The organism is Geomicrobium sediminis (assembly GCF_016908595.1).
In the GTDB taxonomy this organism is placed as follows: Bacteria; Bacillota; Bacilli; order Bacillales; family Marinococcaceae; genus Geomicrobium_A; species Geomicrobium_A sediminis.
Genome location: NZ_JAFBEC010000002.1, coordinates 242,757 through 265,247, shown reverse-complemented (window position 1 = coordinate 265,247; position 22,491 = coordinate 242,757). Strand labels below are relative to the sequence as shown.

Below are 22,491 nucleotides of genomic sequence, written 5' to 3'. Positions count from 1 at the left end.
GAAAGAAGGTGAAGGGAACATGCTCGTTTCCTATCAATGGTTGCAAGATTATGTGGATCTTTCAGGAGTATCTCCTGAGGAAGTAGCGGAGCTTCTAACTCGCGGCGGGTTAGAAGTGGATCATATTCATCGTTATCATGACGGCATGGACGGTGTTGTTGTCGGTAAAATTACGGACTCAGGACCTCATCCAGACGCAGACAAATTAACGATTTGCCAAGTTGACTTAGGTGATCAATCATCACAAATCATTTGTGGTGCGACAAATGCCCCGAAAGCAAGCAAAGTTGTGGTTGCGAAGCCAGGCACGGTTCTTCCAGGTAATCGTGTTATTGAAGCAACAGAAATTCGTGGTCAAAAATCTGAAGGCATGATTTGTGCATTAGATGAGCTTGGGGTAAGCGAAAACCTTGTTTCGAAAGAACAACAAGATTTAATTATTGAGCTTCCAGACGATGCTGAAGTTGGCAGTGATGCCCTTGAATATCTTGGGTTGAACGATGTTGTTCTAGAGATTGACTTAACACCGAATCGTTCCGATGCACTAAGTATGCTAGGGGTCGCTTATGACATCTCAGCGTTACTAGATCGTCCAATTAAAGTGCCTGAAATCGAACACGGTGCTGTCCGCAAAAATGCGATCGATCAAGTGAGTGTGACGGTTGAAGCTGGAGTAGATGTTCCGTATTACGGAGCAAAGATTATTAATAAAGTAACGATTGCTCCGTCACCATTATGGATGCAAATGCGCCTCGTTGCAGCAGGCATGCGTCCTGTAAACAACGTCGTTGATATTACAAACTACGTGATGCTTGAAACGGGTCAACCGCTTCATGCGTTTGATTATGACCGTTTTGGCTCAAAAGAAATTGTGACACGCAGAGCGTATGCGGGCGAAACGATGACAACGTTGGATGAGCAAGTACGCACACTAAATGAAGAAGACATTGTAATTACAAACGGTCATACACCTACAGCGCTCGCAGGCGTGATGGGTGGAGCTAGTTGTGAAGTCATTGAAACGACAGAGAATATCTTGTTAGAAGCAGCTCAATTTGATCCGGTTCGTGTTCGCAATACAGCAAAACGTACGAACTTACGTAGTGAGTCGAGTACACGTTTTGAAAAAGGATTGGATGCACAAGGGACGGTTCAAGCTGCTGAACGTGCGGCCTATTTATTAGAGAAGTATGCGGGTGGCTCTGTTCTGAACGGTATTGTAGAGTCTGGAGAAATGCCAGTCTTCGAACAAGAAGTTGAGCTAAGTTTAGGCGCTGTCAACACGAGACTTGGAACAGAACTTGACCAAAAAGAAACAGAAGAAATTCTGTATCGTCTCGGTTTTGGTGTTGAAGATTTAGGGGATCGTTGGAGAATTTCAATTCCTTCTAGACGTTTAGACATTAACATTCAAGAAGATTTGATTGAAGAGATCGCTAGAATTTACGGTTATGATCGGATTCCAACGACGTACCCAGTTAGTGAGCGAAGCGCGGGTCGTCTGTCGAATACACAAAAGCTCAAGCGAAAAGCGCGTCGCTTCCTTGAAGGAGCAGGACTAGAAGAAGCAATTACGTATTCGTTGACGAGCGAAGAAAAATCGAAACGTTTCCGACTTGATGAGTTTAGCGATGACGTACGCGTTTTAATGCCGATGAGCGAAGAGCGTAAAGTTCTACGTCAAAGTCTATTACCACAGTTGCTTGATAGCATTAGCTACAACAAAAACCGTCAAAACAACGACCTTGCGTTGTTTGAAATGGGAGCTGTATTCTTACCAAATCCAGGAGAGAAGCTGCCTTCTGAGCTTTGGCATATCGCAGGAGCATTTAGTGGCAATTGGACAGCCGCTGCTTGGAACAAAACGGCAGAACCTGTTGATTTCTATACAGCGAAAGGCATTGTAGAAGGTTTGTTAGAACAACTAGGATTAACTGAAGGTGTGACGTACCGAATCGCTAAACGGGAACAACTTCACCCAGGACAAAGTGCAGATGTGCTCGTGAACGGACAGGTTGTCGGCTTTATCGGTCAACTTCATCCGACATTTGCAACGCGTGAAGGACTGCCTGTGACGTATGTGTTTGAACTTCGTGGTGAGGCGCTGTTAACGGAACAAGACAAAACGATGCGTTATGATCCGCTTCCACGTTTCCCAGCAATCAAGCGTGATTTCGCCGTCGTTGTTGATGCGCAAATCTCAGCATCTGAAGTACAACACGTGATCTATGAAGCAGCCGGCACGTGGGTAAAGGATGTCACTCTCTTTGACGTTTATGAAGGTGAGCATCTAGAACCTGGCAAGAAATCTCTTGCATATTCAGTGACGTTCTTAAATAAAGAACGAACGTTAGTGGATGAAGAGATTGCAAAAGTTCATGAGACGATCGTTGAACGCCTGCAATCGAAGCTCGGTGCAAGTCTACGAGGATAATCATAAGTTAGGGAGCAATCGTTGCCGTCGAACGGTGGCGATTGCTTTTTGTTATGTGTAACCGAAAGGACTCGAACATCGTAAACATTAAGGAGATGACATTTTCTTCTCTGTCTGATTTTGGTATGATGAAGCATAGGACTGACAAGTTTCGGATTCACAAGACATCACGGTGTGGTGTTTGGAGGAGGCGTAAAAAGTGACGGGGAAAAAAAGAACAACGGTTACGATTTATGGACATCAGTATACGATTGTTAGTGACGAGTCAGAGACGCACGTCCAAGAGGTTTCACAGCACGTACATCAAAAGATGAAAGAAATGAAAAAGGTCAACCCTTTTATAGATACGTCAAGACTTGCAGTGTTAGCGGCAGTGAACATCGCCGATGATTATTTGAAGCTAAAAAAAGAACTGGAATTACAAACAAAAAAAGAGGATTAATCGATGTTAAGTTTACTATTATTACTACTACTCATTACGAACTTTTTTATTGGGTTACGACGAGGGTTCATCTTACAATTGTTTCACCTTGTAAGTTTCTTCGGATCACTCATCGTTGCGTACTTGTTTTACCAAGATATTGCTGAATACTTACGACTTTGGTTGCCTTATCCGCAATTTCTAGACAACCCTGACAATATGTTAATCTCAGCATTTAATTTTGAAGCGGTCTATTATAATGGCATCTCGTTTGCGCTCTTGTTTTTTGCGACAAGGATTCTACTCCATATTCTTGCATCGATGCTAGATTTCGTGAGCCATTTGCCAATCCTTCGTTCCATTAATCGTTTGCTCGGTGCCGTTCTCGGGTTTATTGAAGCGTACCTATTAATATTCGTTTTGTTAATTGTCGCTGCGTTACTCCCAGTTGACGCTATTCAAGAAGCAATCGCTAATTCATCGATTGCTAGATTAATGATTGAACAAACCCCGTTTTTATCGGATTGGTTAAAAACGTTGTGGATATCCCCGATTGAACAGAGTTAAGGAGTGACAAGATGGACAAGAAAGCGGTCATTAAGACATTAGAGACGATTGCCGTTTATATGGAAATCGCAGGTGAGAATCCATTTAAAACATCTGCATATCGAAAAGCTGCCCAAGTGTTAGAGCGTGAAGAGCGCACACTAGAAGAAATTGAAAAGCCAGAGGATTTGACGGGGATCGGCAAAGGAACAGCGGGTGTCATTACTGAGCTGAAAGAAACCGGTGAAACTGCTGTTTTAAATGACTTAAAAGAGCGAGTTCCAGCAGGTCTCCCCTCACTTTTGCAATTGCCTAGCCTTGGCGGTAAAAAGATTAATAAGCTTTACAAAGAACTCGGTATTACCGATGTAGATGCACTTAAACAAGCTTGTGAGCAAGAACAAGTCCAAGCGTTAGCAGGCTTTGGTAAGAAAAGCGAAGAGAAGATTCTCGCAGCACTTGAAGAGGTAGGAAAGCGGCCAGACCGATTGCCAGTCGCGTTTATGCTAGACGTTGCAGAGCAGGTGGAAGAAGAGCTTCGTTCGTTTACAGGCATTACACGCTTTGAAAGAGCAGGGAGTTTACGAAGAGTAAAAGAAACGATTCGTGATGCTGATTATGTAATTAGCACGACTCAACCGGATGATGTACGTGAGCAATTAAAGTCACTTCGTGACACGTATGAAGTCATTGCAGATGGGGATACGAAAGTATCGTTAACGCTTGAAAAAGAGTATCGTGTAAATGTTGATTTTAGACTCGTTAATGATGAAGAGTTCGCAACAGCGCTACACCATTTTACAGGTTCTAAAGATCATCACTTACTCATGCGAAAACGTGCGAAAGATCTAGGGCAAAAGATCAACGAGTACGGTGTAGAAGACCTAAATGAAGAAAAGCTGCATCAATTCGAGACGGAAGAACAATTTTTTCACCACTTTGATCTTCATTACATTCCTCCAGAAGCTCGAGAAGGAACGATTGAATTAGATTGGTTTAAGGAAGATCGCCCGCTCATTGAAAAACGTGATATTGTAAGTGACCTACACATGCATACGGTCTGGAGCGATGGTGCAAATTCAATTAAAGAGATGGCTTTAGCAGCTCGAGATCAAGGGTATAGCTACATTGTTATTACCGATCACTCGAAGTATTTACAAGTTGCGAACGGCTTAACAGAGGAACGTCTACTACGACAAATCGAAGAAATAAAAGCGGTCAACGAAGAAGTAGAGGGCATTCACATTTTCGCAGGTACAGAAATGGATATTAAACCAGATGGAACGCTCGATTTCGATGACGAGATCTTGTCTCAACTCGATTTCGTCATTGCGAGTATCCATTCATCGTTCCAGCAATCCCAAGAAACGTTACATGAGCGATTAGACAGCGCATTGAAGAATCCGTATGTCCATTTAATTGCCCATCCAACGGGACGAATTATCGGTCAACGTCCAGGGTACGATGTCGATGTGGATTGGCTTATTGAACGTGCGAGCGAAACAAACACGGCACTTGAGCTAAATGCGAACCCTAATCGGTTGGATTTAACCGCGGATTCTTTACGAAAAGCACGTGACAAAGGGGTGCGGGTTGCGGTCAATACCGACGCCCACCGAAAAGAAATGCTCAACCATATGAGCGTTGGTGTTTCAACGTGTAAAAAAGCATTTCTCACACGAGAAGATGTGATTAACACGTATTCACTTGAACAATTTAAACAATACATCGGAGAAAAGCGGCGACGCTTTCAATAGATGAGGTGAACGGTCATTCAAAAGACGATGTTACACACATTAGAATATAAGAAAATGAAAGAACAGCTCTTCACGCACGTAAGTTCAGCACTCGGGCGAGAACGAGTTGAGCAATTAACACCAGAGAAAGACGCAAACGAAGTAAAACGACTTCTCGATGAAACGTATGAAGCGACAGAAGTGTTGCGCCTTCGCGGTCATGTGCCACTCGGTGGACTGCATGACATTCGCTTTGAAGTAAAACGAGCATCACTCGGAAGTGTGCTCGATGCAAAAGCGATTAATGAAACGGCAGATACAATTCGTGTAGGCAATCAATTAACCCTGTTCATGGAACGATTGTTTGAAGATGAAGAAGACATTCAATTACCGAACTTGAATGGGATGATTGAGCAGATTCTGCCATTAAAAGAGTTGTACAATACGATCAGAAAAGCGATCAGCGAAGAAGGATACGTATTAGATAGTGCTAGCGCTGAACTACGTGCAGCAAGACAACAAATTCGTACCTTTGAATCAACCGTGCGTTCTAGACTGGAACAAATTATCCGTTCTAGTGACGCAGACACGAAGCTATCTGATCGAGTCGTAACGGTAAGAAACGATCGTTACGTGATACCGGTTAAAGCTGCGTATCGCCATAGTTACGGCGGGATCGTGCACGATCAATCTGCATCTGGACAAACCGTGTTCGTAGAGCCTCAATCGGTCGTAAACGCGAACAATCAGCTTCGTGAAGCACGCTTAAAAGAACGTAATGAGATTGAGAAGATTTTGCGTGAACTGTCACTTGAAGTCGGCGCAGAGTCAGCTGTTTTACTCATTAACGTTGAGCAGTTAGCGACGATTGATTTCACATTCGCGAAAGCTAAGTACGCCAAAAGCATTGCGGCGATTAAACCGAAGATTAATGAAGAGTATTACTTGCACTATCCAAAAGCAAGACACCCATTACTCGATCAAGAAACGGTCGTTCCAACTGATTTAACGCTCGGTCGAGAGTACACGTCACTCGTGATTACTGGACCGAATACAGGTGGAAAGACGGTTGCATTAAAGACGACGGGCTTACTCACATTAATGGCACAATCAGGGTTGTTTCTACCAACGGATGAAGGTGCGGAGGCGACCGTCTTTGATTCGATTCATGCAGATATCGGTGATGAACAGTCGATTGAACAAAGTTTAAGTACGTTTTCGTCGCATATGACGAATATCGTGTCCATATTAAAGAGTGTTGACCATCGTAGTCTCGTTCTCTTTGATGAGCTTGGTGCCGGTACGGACCCACAAGAAGGTGCAGCGCTTGCAGTTTCGATTTTAGATGAAGTGCATGCAAGAGGGGCGCGTACTGTGGCGACAACCCACTATACAGAGCTTAAAGGTTATGCGTATAACCGTACAGGAGTTATGAATGCAAGCGTGGAGTTCGACGTGGCATCACTTAGCCCGACGTACCGTTTGTTGATTGGTATTCCTGGTCGAAGTAACGCCTTTGCCATTTCCCGTCGATTAGGTCTAGATGATTTCTTAATTGAGGCAGCAGAAAAGGAACTAACTGCGGATACGAAGCAAGCTGAACAGATGATTACGTCACTCGAAGACCAGCAACAAGTCGCTCAAGTAGCGAAAGAAGAAGCTGACGAATTAAGACAATCTGCTGAGAAACTCCATGAAGAGCTTGAAGAAGCATTCAACGATCTTGAACGCAAAAAAGAACGCATCTTAAAAGAAGCGGAAGAAAAAGCAGCGGAAGAAGTTGAACTTGCTAAACTCCAAGCAGAGGAGATTATTGGCCATCTACGCGAACTTCAAAAGCAAGGTTCTACGATTAAAGAGCATGAACTGATTGATGCGAAGAAAGGTCTAGAAGATGCAGCTCCTAAGCTTACGAAGAAACAAAAGCAAGTGAAACGCAAAGCACAAAAGGCGGCATCATTTATCGACGGTGAAGAAGTGTTTGTTCAACGCTTTAATCAAAAAGGACAAATACTTGAAAAGGTTTCTGATAAAGAGTACCTCGTACAAATCGGCATTATGAAAATGACTGTAACGGTCGAAGACCTCCAAAAAACCGAACAACCGAAACAAAAAGAATTGCGTCCAGTAACGCGCGTTCAGACGAGTGGCAGTACCGTGAAGCCAGAGCTCGATCTTCGGGGAGAGCGATATGAGAACGCCTTGTCTCGCTTAGAGAAGTATTTGGATGAAGCGGTGCTTGCAGGTTATCCAACAGTCCATATTATTCATGGAAAAGGGACAGGAGCACTTCGAAAAGGGGTTAAGCAATACCTTGCAAAACACCCAAGTGTTAAGTCAACACGTGACGGAGGCATGAACGAAGGTGGAATCGGCAATACCGTTGCGGATCTAAAGTAAGAAAGGGTCATGTTCATGGCAGCATGGATGGAAATGACGTGGGTAATGATTATTGCTCAATACAGCGTCACAATACTCGCTTTGATTGTATTTATGGTCGTTTTTGAATGGATTACCCCATATAAAAATTGGGAATCGATTCGATCAGGGAATTTAGCTGTTGCGATGGCAACAGGTGGGAAAATTCTAGGTGTCACGAATATTTTTCGGTTTTCAATCGAAAATAACGATACGCTCTTGCAAATGCTCATGTGGGGAAGCTTTGGATTTGTTTTACTCGTTGCCGGCTATTTAATCTTTGAATTTTTAACGCCGTTTCTAAAAGTCGATGAACAGATCGCTTCAGACAATCGCGCTGTAGGTTTATTATCGTTGATTCTTTCATTCGGGTTGTCCTATGTAATCGGTGCAGGAATTACGAACTCATAGGGGGAAGTATGGAGAAACTTTGGAAGATCCTCGTTGTTTGCTGTGTCGGCTTTATGTTGGCAGGGTTTATATATTTAATTGTAGCGACGTAATAAAGATGTTTACCCACTCGAATGGTGACGTTCGAGTGGGTTTTCTATATTAGGAATCGAGCCTTTTGATTGATGTCATTCGTCATAGATAATCCGTAAATAAGGCTTGATCTACATGTAAAAAATCAGTTAGGAATAGGACATGCTATACATGAAATATTCATAATACACTTAATAATGATAGCGTTTTCAGATGAAAAAATGTAGACTATATGTATGACTATTTCAAGGAGGCCAACGATGACACAAGAACAAACTGCGCACAACTGGTTTCAGTATTATCCTAAGGATGTTGCACAAAGTTATCGCTATTCAGAGAAGGCTTTATCCGATTATTTAGGTGAAGTAGCAGAGAGGAATCCAGATGAAAAGGCCGTTCAATTTATGGGGACGAATGTTACCTATAAAGAGGTTTATGATCAGGCCAGACGGTTTGCAAACGCACTGCAATCCAAAGGAGTAGTAAAGGGCGACCGAGTGGCGATCATGCTCGCGAACACACCGCAGTCGGTGATTTGTTATTATGGTGCGATGCTTGCGGGCGCTGTAGTTGTTCAAACAAATCCACTGTATGTGGAGCGAGAAATTGAACATCAGATGGTTGACTCTGGTGCGAAAGTACTTGTTTGCTTAGACATGGTATTTCCTCGTGTTCAAAAAGTAAGAAACAACACGCAACTTGAGCATGTGTTTGTCACATTCATCAAAGATTATCTGCCGTTTCCGAAGAATCTAATTTATCCATTTATTCAAAAGAAAAACCTCGGGATGAAGATTGAAGTTGACTATGACGAACAAACACATAATTTGAAACAAGCGCTTGAAGCAACAACGAATAAGTACAAGAAAGTCGACATCTCACCACGAGAAGATTTGGCGTTAATTCAATACACAGGTGGAACAACTGGCACACCTAAAGGCGTTATGTTAACCCATTACAATCTTGTCGTTAATACCGAGCAATGTACGAAATGGACGTATCGTTCTGATGATCCTAACCCACATGAGAAAGTGTTAGCTGTGCTACCCTTTTTCCACGTGTATGGAATGACGGTCGCATTGAACCTTGCTGTAATGAATGGCTATACGCTCGTTATTTTGCCAAAATTCGACCCGAAGCAAGTATTACAAACAATCGAAAAGCACAAAGTAACGCTTTTCCCAGGGGCACCAACGATGTACACAGCGCTCGTTAATCACCCTGATATCGATAAACATGATCTTTCATCGATCAAAGTCTGTCTAAGTGGTGCAGCACCTTTACCTAAAGAAATTCAAAAGAAATTTGAAGAGAAAACAAAAGGGCGCTTAATCGAAGGGTACGGTCTAACGGAGACGGCTCCAGTTGCAGCCTCAAATCCAATTTGGGAAAATCGCAGAAATGGAAGCATCGGTTTACCTTGGCCAGATACTGAACTTGCAATTTTAGATAGTGAGACTGGTGAATTTCTAGAAACAGATCAAGTCGGAGAAATTATCATCCGAGGTCCACAAGTTATGCAAGGGTATTGGAAGCGCGAAGAAGCGACAAAAGCCGTTTTCCATGAAGATTGGTTTAAAAGCGGTGATATGGGATACCAAGATAAAGATGGCTATTTTTATATTGTTGACCGTAAGAAAGATATGATTATCGCAGGTGGATTTAACATCTATCCTCGCGAAGTAGAAGAAGTGTTGTATGAGCACGACGCGATCCTAGAATGTGCTGTTGTTGGTGTTCCAGATGAATACCGAGGAGAGACGGTCAAAGCGTTTGTTGTCACAAAAACTGGAAAAGAAGTAACTGAAGAAGCATTAGAGTCATTTTGTCGAGAAAGACTTGCTGCCTATAAAATCCCACGTATTTATGAGTTCCGTAAAGAACTACCAAAAACACTGGTTGGAAAAGTGTTAAGACGTGTGTTAGTTGAAGAAGAGCAGAAAAAAGCAGAAGAAGCTTTATTGTCTCAAAAAGAAAACTAAAACTAGTGGCAGCAGTCCGGTAAGCTTCATCCGGACTGTGATCTTTGTTTATAAGATTGACAAGCAATCGTACATTCAGTAAAATTTATGAATGAGTAATCATTCATAATTGTTGGACATAAGGGAGTAGCCGCACATGGCAGTAGATAAACGAAATTCTGAGAAGTACCACTTGATTATTGATGCAGCAGTGACAGTCATTGCAAAACACGGCTACCATCATGCGCAAGTCTCCAAAATAGCAAAAGAAGCGGGCGTTGCAGACGGAACAATTTATCTTTATTTCAAAAACAAAGAAGACATTCTCATTTCGTTGTTTCGCTTGAAAATGGGAACGTTTATAACAACGATTGAAAAGCGTCTTGAAACGTGTTTTGATGCAAAAGAAAAGCTGCGATTTCTTGTCGAAATGCATTTGTCGCAACTTGCAGAACAACCGGACCTTGCTGTCGTGACTCAGCTAGAACTCAGGCAATCTGCCCGCGAACTTCGTCTAAAAATAAACGATGTTCTGAAAGGGTATGTGCAAGTTATGGAGAATGTTATAGATGAAGGGAAAGCCGAAGGAATCTTTCAAGAGCAACTTGATACGAAGCTAGCTCGTCAGATGTTATTTGGTACGCTTGATGAAATTGTGACAAATTGGGTCATGAAAGAAGGAAAGTTTGACTTAGAGTCACTTTCACAAGAAACGTATCACATGCTCTTAACAGGCTTTCAGAAGTCATCATGATCGAGAGAGGAGCCTTTTAAATTATGATTGAAAAGAACAAACAAGGAGCGGTCTTGTGGTTAACCATTAAGCACCCTCCTGCAAATGCTTTGTCGACGAAAGTATTGAAATCTTTAGATGAAGCGATTACGGAAGCTGAAAACGATGAAAGCGTACGAGCGATCGTTTTGCACGGTGAAGGACGCTTTTTTGTTGCAGGAGCTGACATTAAAGAGTTCCAAGGGAGCTCAGGTCAAGCACTTGCAGAAAATGGTCAATTATTGTTTAATAAGATTGAACAATTAAAAAAGCCAGTCATCGCTGCGATCCACGGTGCCGCTCTTGGTGGCGGTCTAGAATTAGCGATGGTCTGTACGATAAGAATCGCTACAGAAGATTGCAAATTAGGCTTACCAGAGACGAACCTCGGTTTGCTCCCTGCATACGGAGGTACACAACGGCTACCGAAGCTTGTAGGACCGCATAAGGCAACTGAAATGATGCTTACTGGCATTCCGATTACTGGTGTACAAGCACATCAGTGGGGCCTAGTAAACGACGTTGCGAAAGATGAATCTGAGCTCCTAGAGAAAGCCGGCATTCTTGCCGATACGATTGCCAGCAAGAGCACAGTAACAACTTCACGCATTCTCGATCTCATTCAGCATGCTGCGAGTGGTCAATCTTTAGAAGAAGGCTTAAAGAAAGAAGCGAAATATTTTGATGAATGTTTCGATAGCGAAGATTCTAAAGAAGGCATTGCAGCATTTCTAGAGAAGAGAAAGCCAGTATTTTCAAATCGTTAATTCTAAGGAGGAGGAAACCAGATGAACATTTTTGTGGTTATGAAACGTACATTCGATACGGAAGAAAAGGTAGAGATTAAAGACGGTCGTGTCGATGAGGAAGGCGCAGAATTTGTCATTAACCCTTATGACGAATATGCAATTGAAGAAGCCATTGTCCTTAAGGAAGCAAACGATGGTGAAGTTACAGTCGTCACTGTCGGAGACGAAGAGGCAGAGAAAGAGCTTCGTACAGCATTAGCAATGGGTGCAGATAAAGCTGTACTTCTTGATACAGAAGACCTTGATGATGAAGTTGATCATTATACGATTTCTGAAATGTTAGCGGCTTACTTCAAAAACCAAGAATTTGATATTATTCTAGGTGGAAATGTCGCTGTCGATGATGGCGCTGGACAAGTTGCCCCGCGACTTGCAGAGCTTCTTGATATCAACCAACTGACAACGATTACAAAACTTGATATTGATGGTACAAAAGCAACGGTTGAGCGTGACGTTGAAGGGGATGTTGAAGTTGTCGAAACAGAACTTCCACTTCTTGTAACGTGTCAACAAGGCTTAAATGAGCCACGTTATCCTTCATTACCAGGCATTATGAAAGCGAAGAAGAAACCGCTTGAGACGCTTGACCTTGATGATCTTGATTTAGACGAAGATGAGCTAGAAGCGAAAACAAAAACGGTCGACCGCTTTTTGCCACCAGAAAAGCAAGCAGGTAAGAAGCTTGACGGTGAACCAGCAGAACAAGTGGAAGAACTCATCAAATTGCTCAGAACCGAAGCAAAGGTCATATAAGGAGGAATTACAACATGTCTAAAAATGTACTTGTACTTGCAGAATCAAAAGATGGAGAACTACGTAACGTTTCCTTTGAAGTGATTGCAGCTGGAAAGAAAATTGCTGGAGAAGGTTCAGTAAAGGCACTTCTCGTCGGTGAAAATGTTGCATCATTTAGTGAACAGCTTATTCAACAAGGAGCAGATGAAGTTCTTGTTGCTGAACATTCAGACTTGAAAACGTATACAACAGACGCGTATAAGCAAGTGTTGTTACAAGTAATTGAGAGTGAAAGTCCAGATGCGCTTTTAATTCCACACACGTCTTCTGGTAAGGACCTTGCGCCTCGTTTAGCTGCGAAGCTATCGTCAGGACTTGTCTCAGACGTTGTTGATATTGAAGAAGTTGGCGAAGAAGTAATCTTCACTCGTCCAATCTACTCTGGTAAAGCGTTTGAGAAGAAGAGCGTATCAAGTGGCCTCGTCTTTGCAACAGTAAGACCGAACAACATTGCAGCACTTGAAGTTGATTCTTCAAGAAGTGGTGAGACGAAAGAAGTTTCTGTAGATTTGAAAGACTTACGCACAGTCATCAAAGATATCGTGAAGAAGACGAGTGGTAAAGTCGACCTTGCAGAAGCGAAAGTCATCGTTGCTGGTGGTCGTGGAGTGAAGAGTGCAGATGGATTTAAGCCACTTGAAGAACTTGCAGACATTCTAGGTGGAGCAGTTGGTGCTTCACGTGGTGCTTGTGACGCTGAGTATTGTGACTACTCGTTACAAATTGGTCAAACAGGAAAAGTCGTTACACCTGAACTTTATATTGCTGTAGGTATTTCTGGTGCAATTCAGCATTTGGCAGGAATGAGTAACTCGAAAGTGATCGTTGCGATCAACAAAGATGAGGAAGCACCAATCTTTGATGTAGCGGATTACGGTCTTGTTGGAGACCTCTTCGACATTCTTCCGATCCTCACTGAAGAGTTTAAGAAAGTAAAAGCAGGAGCGTAACAACCCCCAAACACACCAGATGTCATTTCTGGTGTGTTTTTTAATACCACTATTGACCAAATGAACGCGTTCACGTATAAATGAAAAAGTACATCGAAGTGTAAGCAGATTATTTCTCACGAAGTTTTACGAATGCTATACTTACGGTGTGGAAAGATAGAAATGAAAGGGGATTATCACAATGGCAATTGTAAATGTTACGGATCAAGACTTTGCAGAGCAAACGTCCCAAGGCGTCGTACTTGCAGATTTTTGGGCACCATGGTGCGGACCTTGTAAAATGATTGCACCAGTACTTGAAGAAATTGACGGAGAAATGGGCGACAAAGTTAAAATCGCTAAACTCGACGTTGATGACAACAAAGAAACTGCAGGAAAGTTTGGGGTTATGAGTATCCCAACATTGATGGTCTTTAAAGACGGCGAGCAAGTAGAACAAGTTGTAGGCTTCCAACCGAAAGAAGCACTTGTTGAATTGCTTCAAAAACATCTATAGAGCAGAAGAAAAAGCCTGATTCGCTTCAGGCTTTTTTTCTACTTTTCGGTGAAGGGGAGGTGTTCATATGGACACTCTTAAAGAGAAACTTGCGGTTATTCCAGCCAAGCCCGGATGCTATCTCATGAAAAATCGAAATGGCGCCATTATCTATGTCGGTAAAGCAAAAGTGTTAAAGAACCGAGTTCGCTCTTATTTTACAGGGAGCCATGATACGAAAACACAACGCCTCGTTAGTCAGATCGATGACTTTGAATATATTATTACGTCGTCAAACATTGAAGCGCTCATTTTAGAGATGAACTTAATTAAGAAGTATGAACCGAAGTACAACGTCTTACTGAAAGACGATAAATCATATCCGTATTTAAAAATAACGAATGAAGAACACCCTAGGCTCATTACGACGAGAAACGTCAAAAAAGATGGCGGCAAGTATTTTGGCCCGTATCCGAATGCCTTTGCGGCAAACGAAACAAAAAAGCTGCTCGATCGTTTGTATCCACTTCGCAAATGTAGAACGTTACCAGATCGTGTTTGTTTGTATTATCATATTGGTCAATGTTTAGCGCCGTGTGAATTTGAAGTATCACAAGCTCAGAATCAAGCGTTAACATCAGAAATTGGTCGTTTTCTTAACAACGGTCATAAAACGATCCGAAAAGAAATCGAACAAAACATGCTTCAAGCATCAGAAGACTTGAATTTTGAGCGTGCAAAAGAACTTCGGGATCAAATTCAACATATTGACGCGGTTATGGAAAAGCAAAAAATGACAGAGGTAGATGGTGTTGATCGTGACGTATTTGCGTATTCATTCGATAAAGGATGGATGTGCGTACAAGTCTTTTTTGTACGACAAGGGAAATTAATTGAACGCGACGTCTCTATTTTTCCTTTTTATCAAGAACCAGAGGATGATTTTCTTTCGTTCCTCGGTCAGTTTTATTGGGAAGGCGCTCATATTAAGCCAAAAGAAATTCTCATACCAGATGTTGCCGGTTATGAAGAAGTAGAGCAAGTGCTTGAAACGAGCGTACGTGTTCCGAAACGCGGAAAGAAAAAAGACCTCGTTGAACTTGCTGGTCAAAATGCGGATGAAGCACTTGCTGCGAAGTTCCGCTTGTTAGAACGAGATGAAGAACGTACGGTTCGAGCGGTCGAGCATCTTGGCGAAGCGATGGCGATTAATGCTCCATATCGAATTGAAGCATTTGATAACTCAAACATTCAAGGAACCGATCCAGTATCTGCGATGGTCGTGTTTGTGGACGGTAAGCCAGAAAAGAAAAGTTACCGAAAATATCGCGTTCGTGACGTTGAAGGCCCAGATGATTATGCATCAATGAAAGAAGTCATTCGTCGCCGTTATTTACGTTTGTTACGTGAAGAAGCACCGATGCCTGATTTGATTCTCGTCGACGGTGGTAAAGGTCAATTACGTGCAGCCATTTCCGTGTTGGAAGATGAATTGGGTTTATCTTTGCCTGTTGCTGGCCTTGCAAAGGATGATAAGCATAAAACATCGCAACTATTATTTGGTGAAGATGCGACGGTCATTCCTTTAGCGAGAGACAGTCACGCCTTTTATTTGCTACAACGAATCCAAGATGAAGTACACCGATTTGCGATTACGTTTCATCGTGATTCACGAGGGAAAAGTGTACAAAAGTCTGTGCTTGATGATGTGGAAGGTGTTGGCGATAAGAGGAAAAAGAAGCTCTTTAAACACTTTGGTTCCATTAAGAAAATGAAAGAAGCAGAGCTTGAAGAGTTCACAAATATTTCAATTCCAGAAAAAGTAGCGCAAGAGATTATGACGAGATTACGAGAAAACTAAACCAGCCAAACGATCGGGTCGTCTGGCTGGTGTTCTCTAATTCACTACATGAGGTCCATATGTATATGTAAACGGAAGCGTCGACGCTTTCGCTCGAGGATTGCTTCGGCAGTCGTTTGATAGAGTAACTCATATTGGGCAGCAATAAACCCGGCTTCAATATGACGAGAGAAATTCTCCCGCTTTTCATCTTCAAAAAAATGCAAATCAAACGTCGTTGATTTTTTGCCAGATTTCACAAGTTCTAGTCGTCCCCAACCTGCCTTGTCAAAAAATGCCGAAAGCTGTTCGATGTTTTCAAGAGGATACTTTCTCGCTAACAACTTGCCGCCGAGATAGAGGATGTCGTCTTGATCATCGTTGAGTAGCTCTGGTAGCAGTGCTTCTCGAAGTAATTCGTAGCCGAAATCTGTATATTTACGTACTTCCTCAGACAAAGAAATCTCCCCCAATTCAATTATCTATTATAAGCGTTTCACAAAAAGAAAACTACAGAAATGTAAAAATATCGCAAATGATCGTATATGAATGCGTTTTATCTGCTTTCTTGACGACTCTACCGTGTCAGAGTACAATAAATATGTCGGAAATATGAATGGACGGGACACAGTTTAGTTAGTATGAAAACGCTTAGGTTTTGAATGCTGGTCAAACTGACGAGGGTTACATATTCGTTCCGTTTAATAGCATATATCTTCATCGAATACTGGACGTAACACGGGGAGACAGTTTGCGCCGTGTTCGTGGAGTGCCATAGGGAGGGTTTTCATAGCGCATAGACAAGCAAAAAATATGGATAGGCTAGGTACTAGGAGCAAGGGTCAGCAAAAATAGAGGGGGAGCCTTATCGATGCCTCAGAATCAAGAGTTTTTTAACCGAAGACTACACTCATTACTCGGGGTCATTCCAGTCGGTGTATTCTTAATTCAGCACTTTATCATTAACCATTTCGCGGTGTACGGTGCAAGTTCGTTTAACGCCGCTGCACATTTTATGGAAAGTTTGCCTTTTCGCTATGCACTTGAAATTTTCGTGATCTTCTTACCACTTCTTTACCATGCGATTTACGGCTTGTATATTGCATTTTTAGGTAAGAGCAACACGAGAAGATACGGATTCTTCCGTAACATTATGTTCATGTTACAACGAGTGACAGGTGTATTCCTTGTCATCTTTATCGCTTGGCACGTTTGGGAAACACGTGTTGCTGCAGCATTCGGTGCAGATGTAAACTATGACATGATGGCGGACATTTTAAGCAGTCCATTTATGCTTGTATTTTATATTGCGGGTGTATTAGCTGCTACATTCCACTTTGCAAACGGACTTTGGTCATTTGCAGTATCTTGGGGACTTACGGTTACACCAAGATCTCAGAAGATCATGACATACGTAAGTATTACAGTATTCTTAGTACTAAGTTACATTGGTATTCGCGCGATTATTGCGTTCTTAGATCCAGCTTTAGCTAACATGTAAAGGAGTCGGTGATTCATGAGCAACGGAAACATCATTGTTGTCGGTGGCGGCTTAGCCGGTCTAATGGCAACAATTAAAGCAGCGGAAGCAGGGAAGAGTGTAGAATTGTTCTCCCTCGTTCCGGTAAAACGTTCACATTCCGTTTGCGCTCAGGGTGGAATTAACGGTGCCGTTAATACAAAAGGTGAAGGAGACTCTCCGTGGGAACACTTTGATGATTCCGTGTACGGTGGAGACTTCCTTGCGAACCAACCCCCTGTAAAAGCAATGACAGATGCAGCACCAGGGATTATCCATCTTTTAGACCGTATGGGAGTTATGTTTAACCGTACACCAGAAGGTCTTCTAGATTTCCGTCGTTTCGGTGGAACACAACATCACCGTACGGCATATGCCGGTGCAACGACCGGACAACAGTTACTTTATGCACTTGATGAGCAAGTTCGTCGTTACGAAGTTCAAGGACTTGTTAAGAAATATGAGAACTGGGAATTCACCTCAGCAGTAATGGACGACGAAGGTCGTTGTCGTGGAATTACTGCCCAGAACCTTGCGTCTATGGAAGTTCAAAGCTTCCGCGCTGATGCAACAATTATGGCAACGGGTGGACCAGGAATTATTTTCGGTAAATCAACGAACTCAATGATTAATACAGGTTTTGCAGCAGCGAAGCTTTATGAGCAAGGCGTTTACTATGCAAATGGAGAATTCATTCAAATTCACCCGACAGCAATTCCTGGAGACGATAAGCTTCGTCTTATGAGTGAGTCTGCTCGTGGTGAAGGTGGACGAGTTTGGACGTACAAAGACGGTAAGCCTTGGTACTTCCTTGAAGAGAAATACCCAGCATACGGAAACCTTGTACCTCGTGATATCGCGACTCGAGAAATCTTCAACGTTTGTGTCGAGCAAAAGCTCGGTGTAAACGGAGAGAACATGGTTTACCTTGATCTTTCTCATAAGGATTCTCACGAACTTGATGTTAAGCTCGGTGGAATTATGGAGATTTATGAGAAGTTCATGGGTGATGACCCTCGAAAAGTTCCAATGAAGATCTTCCCAGCAGTTCACTATTCTATGGGTGGTATGTGGATTGATTACGATCAAATGACAAACATCCCTGGTCTTTTTGCTGCAGGTGAGTGTGATTACTCTCAACACGGCGCGAACCGTCTTGGAGCCAACTCACTTCTTTCTGCAATCTACGGTGGTATGGTTGCTGGACCGAAAGCCGTCCAGTACATCGATGGACTTGAGAAATCAGCCGACGATCTTTCTTCTTCACTGTTTGATTCAGAAGCGAAGAAAGTGGAAGATGAGTACGAAGGCATCCTAAAAATGGACGGTAAAGAAAACGCGTATGCACTTCACAAAGAACTTGGTGAGTGGATGACCGATAACGTTACTGTTGTTCGTGAGAATGCTAGACTACTCCAAACGGATGATAAGATTCAAGAATTAATGGAGCGTTGGAACAACATCAACATGCACGATACGAGCCGGTGGTCAAACCAAGCAGCACCATTTACTCGTCAATTAAAAGGAATGCTTGATCTTGCTCGTGTAATCACAATCGGTGCATACAACCGTAACGAAAGCCGTGGTGCACACTACAAGCCTGAATTCCCAGATCGTAATGATGAAGAGTTCTTAAAGACTACGAAAGCGAAGTATGATGCGGCAAACAACAAGCCGATCTTTGAGTATGAAGACGTTGATACATCGCTAATCAAGCCAAGAAAACGTGACTACTCAAAGAAAAAAGCTAGTGAAAAACAAGGAGCTGGAAAATAATGAGCGAACAAAAAACCGTCCGCTTTATCGTTACTCGTCAAGACAGCCCTGATGCCAGTCCATATACAGAAGAATTCGAGATTCCACATCGTGAAAATATGAACGTCATTTCTGCTTTGATGGAAATTAGACGTAACCCTGTTACTGTAGATGGAAAAGATTCTGCCCCAGTCGTTTGGGATATGAACTGTCTTGAAGAAGTTTGTGGTGCATGTAGTATGGTAATTAACGGGAAACCACGTCAATCGTGTACAGCACTCGTAGACCAACTAGATCAACCAATTCGTCTAGAGCCAATGAAAACATTCCCGGTTGTACGTGACCTTGTGGTAGATCGTAGCCGGATGTTCGATTCATTGAAGAAAGTTAAAGCTTGGATTCCTATTGACGGTACGTACGACTTAGGTCCAGGACCACGTATGGCAGAGAACAAGCGTCAGTGGGCTTATGAACTTTCTAAATGTATGACATGCGGTGTTTGTCTTGAAGCTTGTCCGAACGTAAACAGCAAATCTGACTTTATTGGTCCAGCAGCAGTATCTCAGGTTCGTTTGTTTAACGCTCATCCAACAGGTGAGATGAACCGTGAAGAGCGTCTTAACGCACTTATGGGAGACGGCGGTCTTTCAAACTGTGGTAACTCGCAAAACTGTGTACAAGCTTGTCCAAAAGGAATTCCTTTGACAACATCAATCGCGGCGCTTAACCGTGACATGACGATGCAATCGTTCAAAAACTTCTTCGGAAGCGACAAACTGTAACAAAGACCAAAGCCGGATGTTCGAAATGAACATTCGGCTTTTTTATGGTTTCCCAATCTTTGTTTTGCGCACACTCTAGAAAAGCCGGTGTCATCCCTCATTGACGACCGGAACAGTTCTAGATTTGGATCTCACCGAGTCGAATTAATTCAATGACAGCTTGAGAACGCCCTTTAACTCCTAATTTTTGCATGGCATTAGAAATATGATTACGGACTGTCTTCTCGCTGATGTAAAGCTGACCCGCAATTTCCTTTGTCGTTTTGTCCTGCACGAGAAGGTCAAAGACCTCCTTCTCCCTTTTCGTCAGAAGGGAGCGCGGACCACGTTCCAAGTCCTTCAATCGTGTCACCCTTTCTAATCCAGGCCACCCTCTTGTGTGTCCGGCTCTCGTTGGAATTGGACGATTAGAAGAAAGTATTTAGTCTCCATATCGTATGTGAGAGTTAACCCTTCGGTGAGTAGTGGAGTAAAAAGCGGCGAACAACTATACCGAAAAGTTTTCAAAAACTTTCATCCAATAGCAGCAGTGGTCATAGACGTCCCAAGAACAAGTGCTTACGATAAACAGCTGTCTTGAAAGCTCAAGCCTATCTTATTCAAGTTTTGATAAAGATGTTAAGAAAATGTTGCAAAAAACCGATAAAATTTTTAGAAAAAGTTGTTAATCAGCAAAACGATTGGCGATTTATTGCTTGAGTGATAAAATGTAGAAGGAGTAAAGATGATTAGATCAACCAATTCAATTCTGAACTGAATCTTGAAAGGGGCATGTCAAATGCTAGAAAAAACATTCACTATTACTGCTGATACAGGATTACACGCACGTCCAGCTACTCAGCTTGTTCATAAAGCAAGCCAATTCTCATCTGAGATTGAAATGGAAGCAAAGGGTAAGAAAGTTAACTTGAAATCAATCATGGGTGTCATGTCTCTAGGCGTTGGAAAAGGCGGAGAGATCAAGATCCTTATTTCAGGGAATGACGAAGAAGAAGCAATGAACGCGATTACTGCAACGATTCATGAAGGCTTAGGAGAGTCGTAAATGTCTAGCGTGATTACAGGAATTGCTGCGAGTAACGGCATTGCAATTGCAAAAGCCTTTGTCTATGAAGAAGTGTCGCTTGAAATCACAGAAAACAGTACTGAAGGTGCTGAAGTTGAAAAAGCGAACTTTGAACGAGCGACAAAAACATCGAAGCAAGAGCTTGAAGCGTTAAAGACAAAGACGGAAGAGCAACAAGGAAAAGAAAATGCAGAGATTTTTGCTGCACACTTGCTCGTTTTGGAAGACCCAGAACTGGTCGGAGCCGTGCATACGAAAATTGATGCGGACAACGCCACTGCGGCACATGCGTTAAATGAAACCGCGGCTATGTTCATTTCGATGTTTGAGAGCATGGATAATGACTACATGCGTGAGCGAGCAGCAGACATTAAAGATGTTAGCCAGCGCGTATTGCGTCATTTGCTCGGAGTGAAATCAGCGTCACTTGCTGATTTATATCAAGAGACAATCGTGATTGCAAAAGACCTCACGCCATCTGATACTGCCCAGCTGAACAAGGAATTTGCGTTAGGCTTTGCAACGGATATTGGCGGACGCACGTCGCATTCAGCAATTATGGCACGTTCTCTGGAGATTCCAGCAGTCGTTGGATTAACGAATGTCACGACGGATGTTCATGATGGAGATGTGCTCATCGTGGATGGGATCAACGGAGAAGTCATCGTTAACCCAGATGAAGCTACCGTAGAGCAATACAAAGAGAAACGAGCAGTATTCCTTGATGAACAAGAAAAGCGTAAGCGACTCATCAACGAGCCGTCCGTTTCTAAAGACGGGAAGTCTGTTGAGCTTGCAGCGAACATCGGTTCAGTGAAAGACGTTGACGGCGTGTTGAATAATGGCGCAGAAGGCGTTGGTCTTTACCGAACAGAATTTCTTTACATGGAGCGAGATCAGCTCCCGACCGAAGAAGAGCAGTTTGATGCTTATAAAGCGGTTGTAGAGAAACTTGATGGAAAGCCAGTCGTCATTCGTACGTTAGACATTGGTGGCGATAAAGAATTGCCGTATTTGGACTTGCCGTCAGAGCTTAATCCATTTTTAGGCTTCCGCGCCATTCGTCTTTGTCTTGAGAATGAAGCGTTATTCCGCACGCAACTACGCGCGCTAGTTCGCGCAAGTGCATACGGAAATCTGAAAGTGATGTTCCCGATGGTTGCGACACTTGAAGAGTTTCGTGCTGCGAAGGCGCTCATCGTAGAAGAGCAAGAGAAGTTACGAGCAGAAGGCATTTCGTTTGATGAGTCAATGGAAGTTGGAATTATGGTCGAGATCCCGTCCACTGCTGTGATTGCAAAGCAATTTGCAAAAGAAGTTGATTTCTTTAGCATTGGAACGAACGACTTAATTCAATACACATTGGCCGCGGATCGTATGAGTGAAAAGGTTTCTTACTTGTACCAGCCGTACCATCCTGCGATTTTACAACTCGTGAAAAATGTCATTAATGCATCCCACGCTGAAGGAAAATGGACAGGCATGTGTGGAGAAATGGCTGGTGAAAAGACAGCAATCCCGCTACTCTTAGGTCTCGGTCTAGATGAATTTAGCATGAGTGCTTCTTCTGTATTACAAGCGAGAGAGCAGTTGTTAGGACTCGATTCTAAAAAGTGTGAAGCCCTTGCGACACAAGCATTAACATGCACGACGCAAGAGGAAGTTGAAGCACTCGTAAATGAAGCAATCCGATAAGTAGATGTTAAGTCGTCTGAAACATTTTTTCAGG

Annotated in this window: 20 protein-coding genes; 18 read left to right on the top strand and 2 right to left on the bottom strand. The window is 42.8% G+C overall.

Annotated elements, in window-relative coordinates; genetic code table 11:
* Positions 1-19: 19 nt before the first annotated feature.
* From pheT to uvrC, 13 genes are all read left to right on the top strand, one after another.
* Positions 20-2,434: a phenylalanine--tRNA ligase subunit beta gene (pheT, locus tag JOD17_RS04230; protein ID WP_204695840.1), complete on the top strand. Its 2,415-nt coding sequence runs from the start codon at positions 20-22 to the stop codon at positions 2,432-2,434.
* Between the two features lie 199 nt (positions 2,435-2,633).
* On the top strand, positions 2,634-2,876 hold the full coding sequence (gene zapA, locus JOD17_RS04225) for a cell division protein ZapA (RefSeq protein ID WP_042420283.1): 243 nt from the start codon (positions 2,634-2,636) through the stop codon (positions 2,874-2,876).
* A gap of 3 nt (positions 2,877-2,879) precedes the next feature.
* The gene (locus JOD17_RS04220) at positions 2,880-3,422 is read left to right on the top strand and encodes a CvpA family protein (protein ID WP_042420286.1); all 543 of its coding nucleotides are present in this window, start codon (positions 2,880-2,882) and stop codon (positions 3,420-3,422) included.
* An 11-nt stretch (positions 3,423-3,433) separates the two neighbouring features.
* Positions 3,434-5,158, top strand: coding sequence for a DNA polymerase/3'-5' exonuclease PolX (polX, locus tag JOD17_RS04215; protein ID WP_204695839.1), 1,725 nt, complete (start codon positions 3,434-3,436; stop codon positions 5,156-5,158).
* A gap of 27 nt (positions 5,159-5,185) precedes the next feature.
* Complete coding sequence (locus JOD17_RS04210; RefSeq protein ID WP_204695838.1) at positions 5,186-7,537, top strand: endonuclease MutS2; 2,352 nt, start codon at positions 5,186-5,188, stop codon at positions 7,535-7,537.
* 15 nt (positions 7,538-7,552) lie between these two features.
* Complete coding sequence (locus JOD17_RS04205; protein ID WP_169961656.1) at positions 7,553-7,966, top strand: DUF350 domain-containing protein; 414 nt, start codon at positions 7,553-7,555, stop codon at positions 7,964-7,966.
* Between the two features lie 332 nt (positions 7,967-8,298).
* Positions 8,299-10,020 (top strand): long-chain-fatty-acid--CoA ligase, encoded by a 1,722-nt coding sequence (locus tag JOD17_RS04200; RefSeq protein WP_204695837.1) that lies wholly within the window; start codon positions 8,299-8,301, stop codon positions 10,018-10,020.
* Positions 10,021-10,156: 136 nt separating this feature from the next.
* A complete protein-coding gene (locus JOD17_RS04195) occupies positions 10,157-10,753 on the top strand; it encodes a TetR/AcrR family transcriptional regulator (protein WP_042359629.1) in 597 nt (198 codons plus the stop codon).
* Positions 10,754-10,776: 23 nt separating this feature from the next.
* Positions 10,777-11,538, top strand: coding sequence for an enoyl-CoA hydratase (locus JOD17_RS04190; RefSeq protein ID WP_204695836.1), 762 nt, complete (start codon positions 10,777-10,779; stop codon positions 11,536-11,538).
* 21 nt (positions 11,539-11,559) lie between these two features.
* The gene (locus JOD17_RS04185; RefSeq protein ID WP_042359628.1) at positions 11,560-12,333 is read left to right on the top strand and encodes an electron transfer flavoprotein subunit beta/FixA family protein; all 774 of its coding nucleotides are present in this window, start codon (positions 11,560-11,562) and stop codon (positions 12,331-12,333) included.
* Between the two features lie 14 nt (positions 12,334-12,347).
* On the top strand, positions 12,348-13,325 hold the full coding sequence (locus JOD17_RS04180) for an electron transfer flavoprotein subunit alpha/FixB family protein (RefSeq protein WP_204695835.1): 978 nt from the start codon (positions 12,348-12,350) through the stop codon (positions 13,323-13,325).
* 181 nt (positions 13,326-13,506) lie between these two features.
* Positions 13,507-13,821 carry a thioredoxin gene (gene trxA, locus JOD17_RS04175; protein ID WP_042359626.1) on the top strand — a complete coding sequence of 105 codons (315 nt, stop codon included), beginning with the start codon at positions 13,507-13,509 and terminating at the stop codon, positions 13,819-13,821.
* A 67-nt stretch (positions 13,822-13,888) separates the two neighbouring features.
* The gene (gene uvrC / locus JOD17_RS04170; protein ID WP_204695834.1) at positions 13,889-15,661 is read left to right on the top strand and encodes an excinuclease ABC subunit UvrC; all 1,773 of its coding nucleotides are present in this window, start codon (positions 13,889-13,891) and stop codon (positions 15,659-15,661) included.
* A 44-nt stretch (positions 15,662-15,705) separates the two neighbouring features.
* On the opposite strand, the gene JOD17_RS04165 is transcribed toward uvrC, so the two are convergent.
* Positions 15,706-16,098, bottom strand: a complete 393-nt coding sequence (locus JOD17_RS04165; RefSeq protein ID WP_204695833.1) for a DUF2507 domain-containing protein — start codon at positions 16,096-16,098, stop codon at positions 15,706-15,708.
* 413 nt (positions 16,099-16,511) lie between these two features.
* Between JOD17_RS04165 and JOD17_RS04160 the strand changes: the two genes are divergently transcribed.
* From JOD17_RS04160 to sdhB, 3 genes are read left to right on the top strand one after another with little or no spacing between them, the layout of a single operon-like run.
* The gene (locus JOD17_RS04160) at positions 16,512-17,141 is read left to right on the top strand and encodes a succinate dehydrogenase cytochrome b558 subunit (RefSeq protein ID WP_042420307.1); all 630 of its coding nucleotides are present in this window, start codon (positions 16,512-16,514) and stop codon (positions 17,139-17,141) included.
* 15 nt (positions 17,142-17,156) lie between these two features.
* On the top strand, positions 17,157-18,935 hold the full coding sequence (gene sdhA, locus JOD17_RS04155) for a succinate dehydrogenase flavoprotein subunit (RefSeq protein ID WP_204695832.1): 1,779 nt from the start codon (positions 17,157-17,159) through the stop codon (positions 18,933-18,935).
* Positions 18,935-19,696 (top strand): succinate dehydrogenase iron-sulfur subunit, encoded by a 762-nt coding sequence (sdhB, locus tag JOD17_RS04150; RefSeq protein ID WP_204695831.1) that lies wholly within the window; start codon positions 18,935-18,937, stop codon positions 19,694-19,696. Before sdhA ends, sdhB begins: the two co-directional genes overlap by 1 nt.
* A gap of 118 nt (positions 19,697-19,814) precedes the next feature.
* Here sdhB and JOD17_RS04145 read toward each other — a convergent pair whose 3' ends face one another.
* On the bottom strand, positions 19,815-20,039 hold the full coding sequence (locus JOD17_RS04145) for a helix-turn-helix domain-containing protein (RefSeq protein WP_042359623.1): 225 nt from the start codon (positions 20,037-20,039) through the stop codon (positions 19,815-19,817).
* A 435-nt stretch (positions 20,040-20,474) separates the two neighbouring features.
* On the opposite strand from JOD17_RS04145, the gene JOD17_RS04140 reads away from it, so the two are divergent.
* Together JOD17_RS04140 and ptsP are read left to right on the top strand one after the other, a co-directional pair.
* Positions 20,475-20,741 carry a phosphocarrier protein HPr gene (locus JOD17_RS04140; RefSeq protein WP_042420316.1) on the top strand — a complete coding sequence of 89 codons (267 nt, stop codon included), beginning with the start codon at positions 20,475-20,477 and terminating at the stop codon, positions 20,739-20,741.
* On the top strand, positions 20,742-22,457 hold the full coding sequence (ptsP, locus tag JOD17_RS04135) for a phosphoenolpyruvate--protein phosphotransferase (RefSeq protein ID WP_204695830.1): 1,716 nt from the start codon (positions 20,742-20,744) through the stop codon (positions 22,455-22,457).
* Positions 22,458-22,491: the final 34 nt, after the last annotated feature.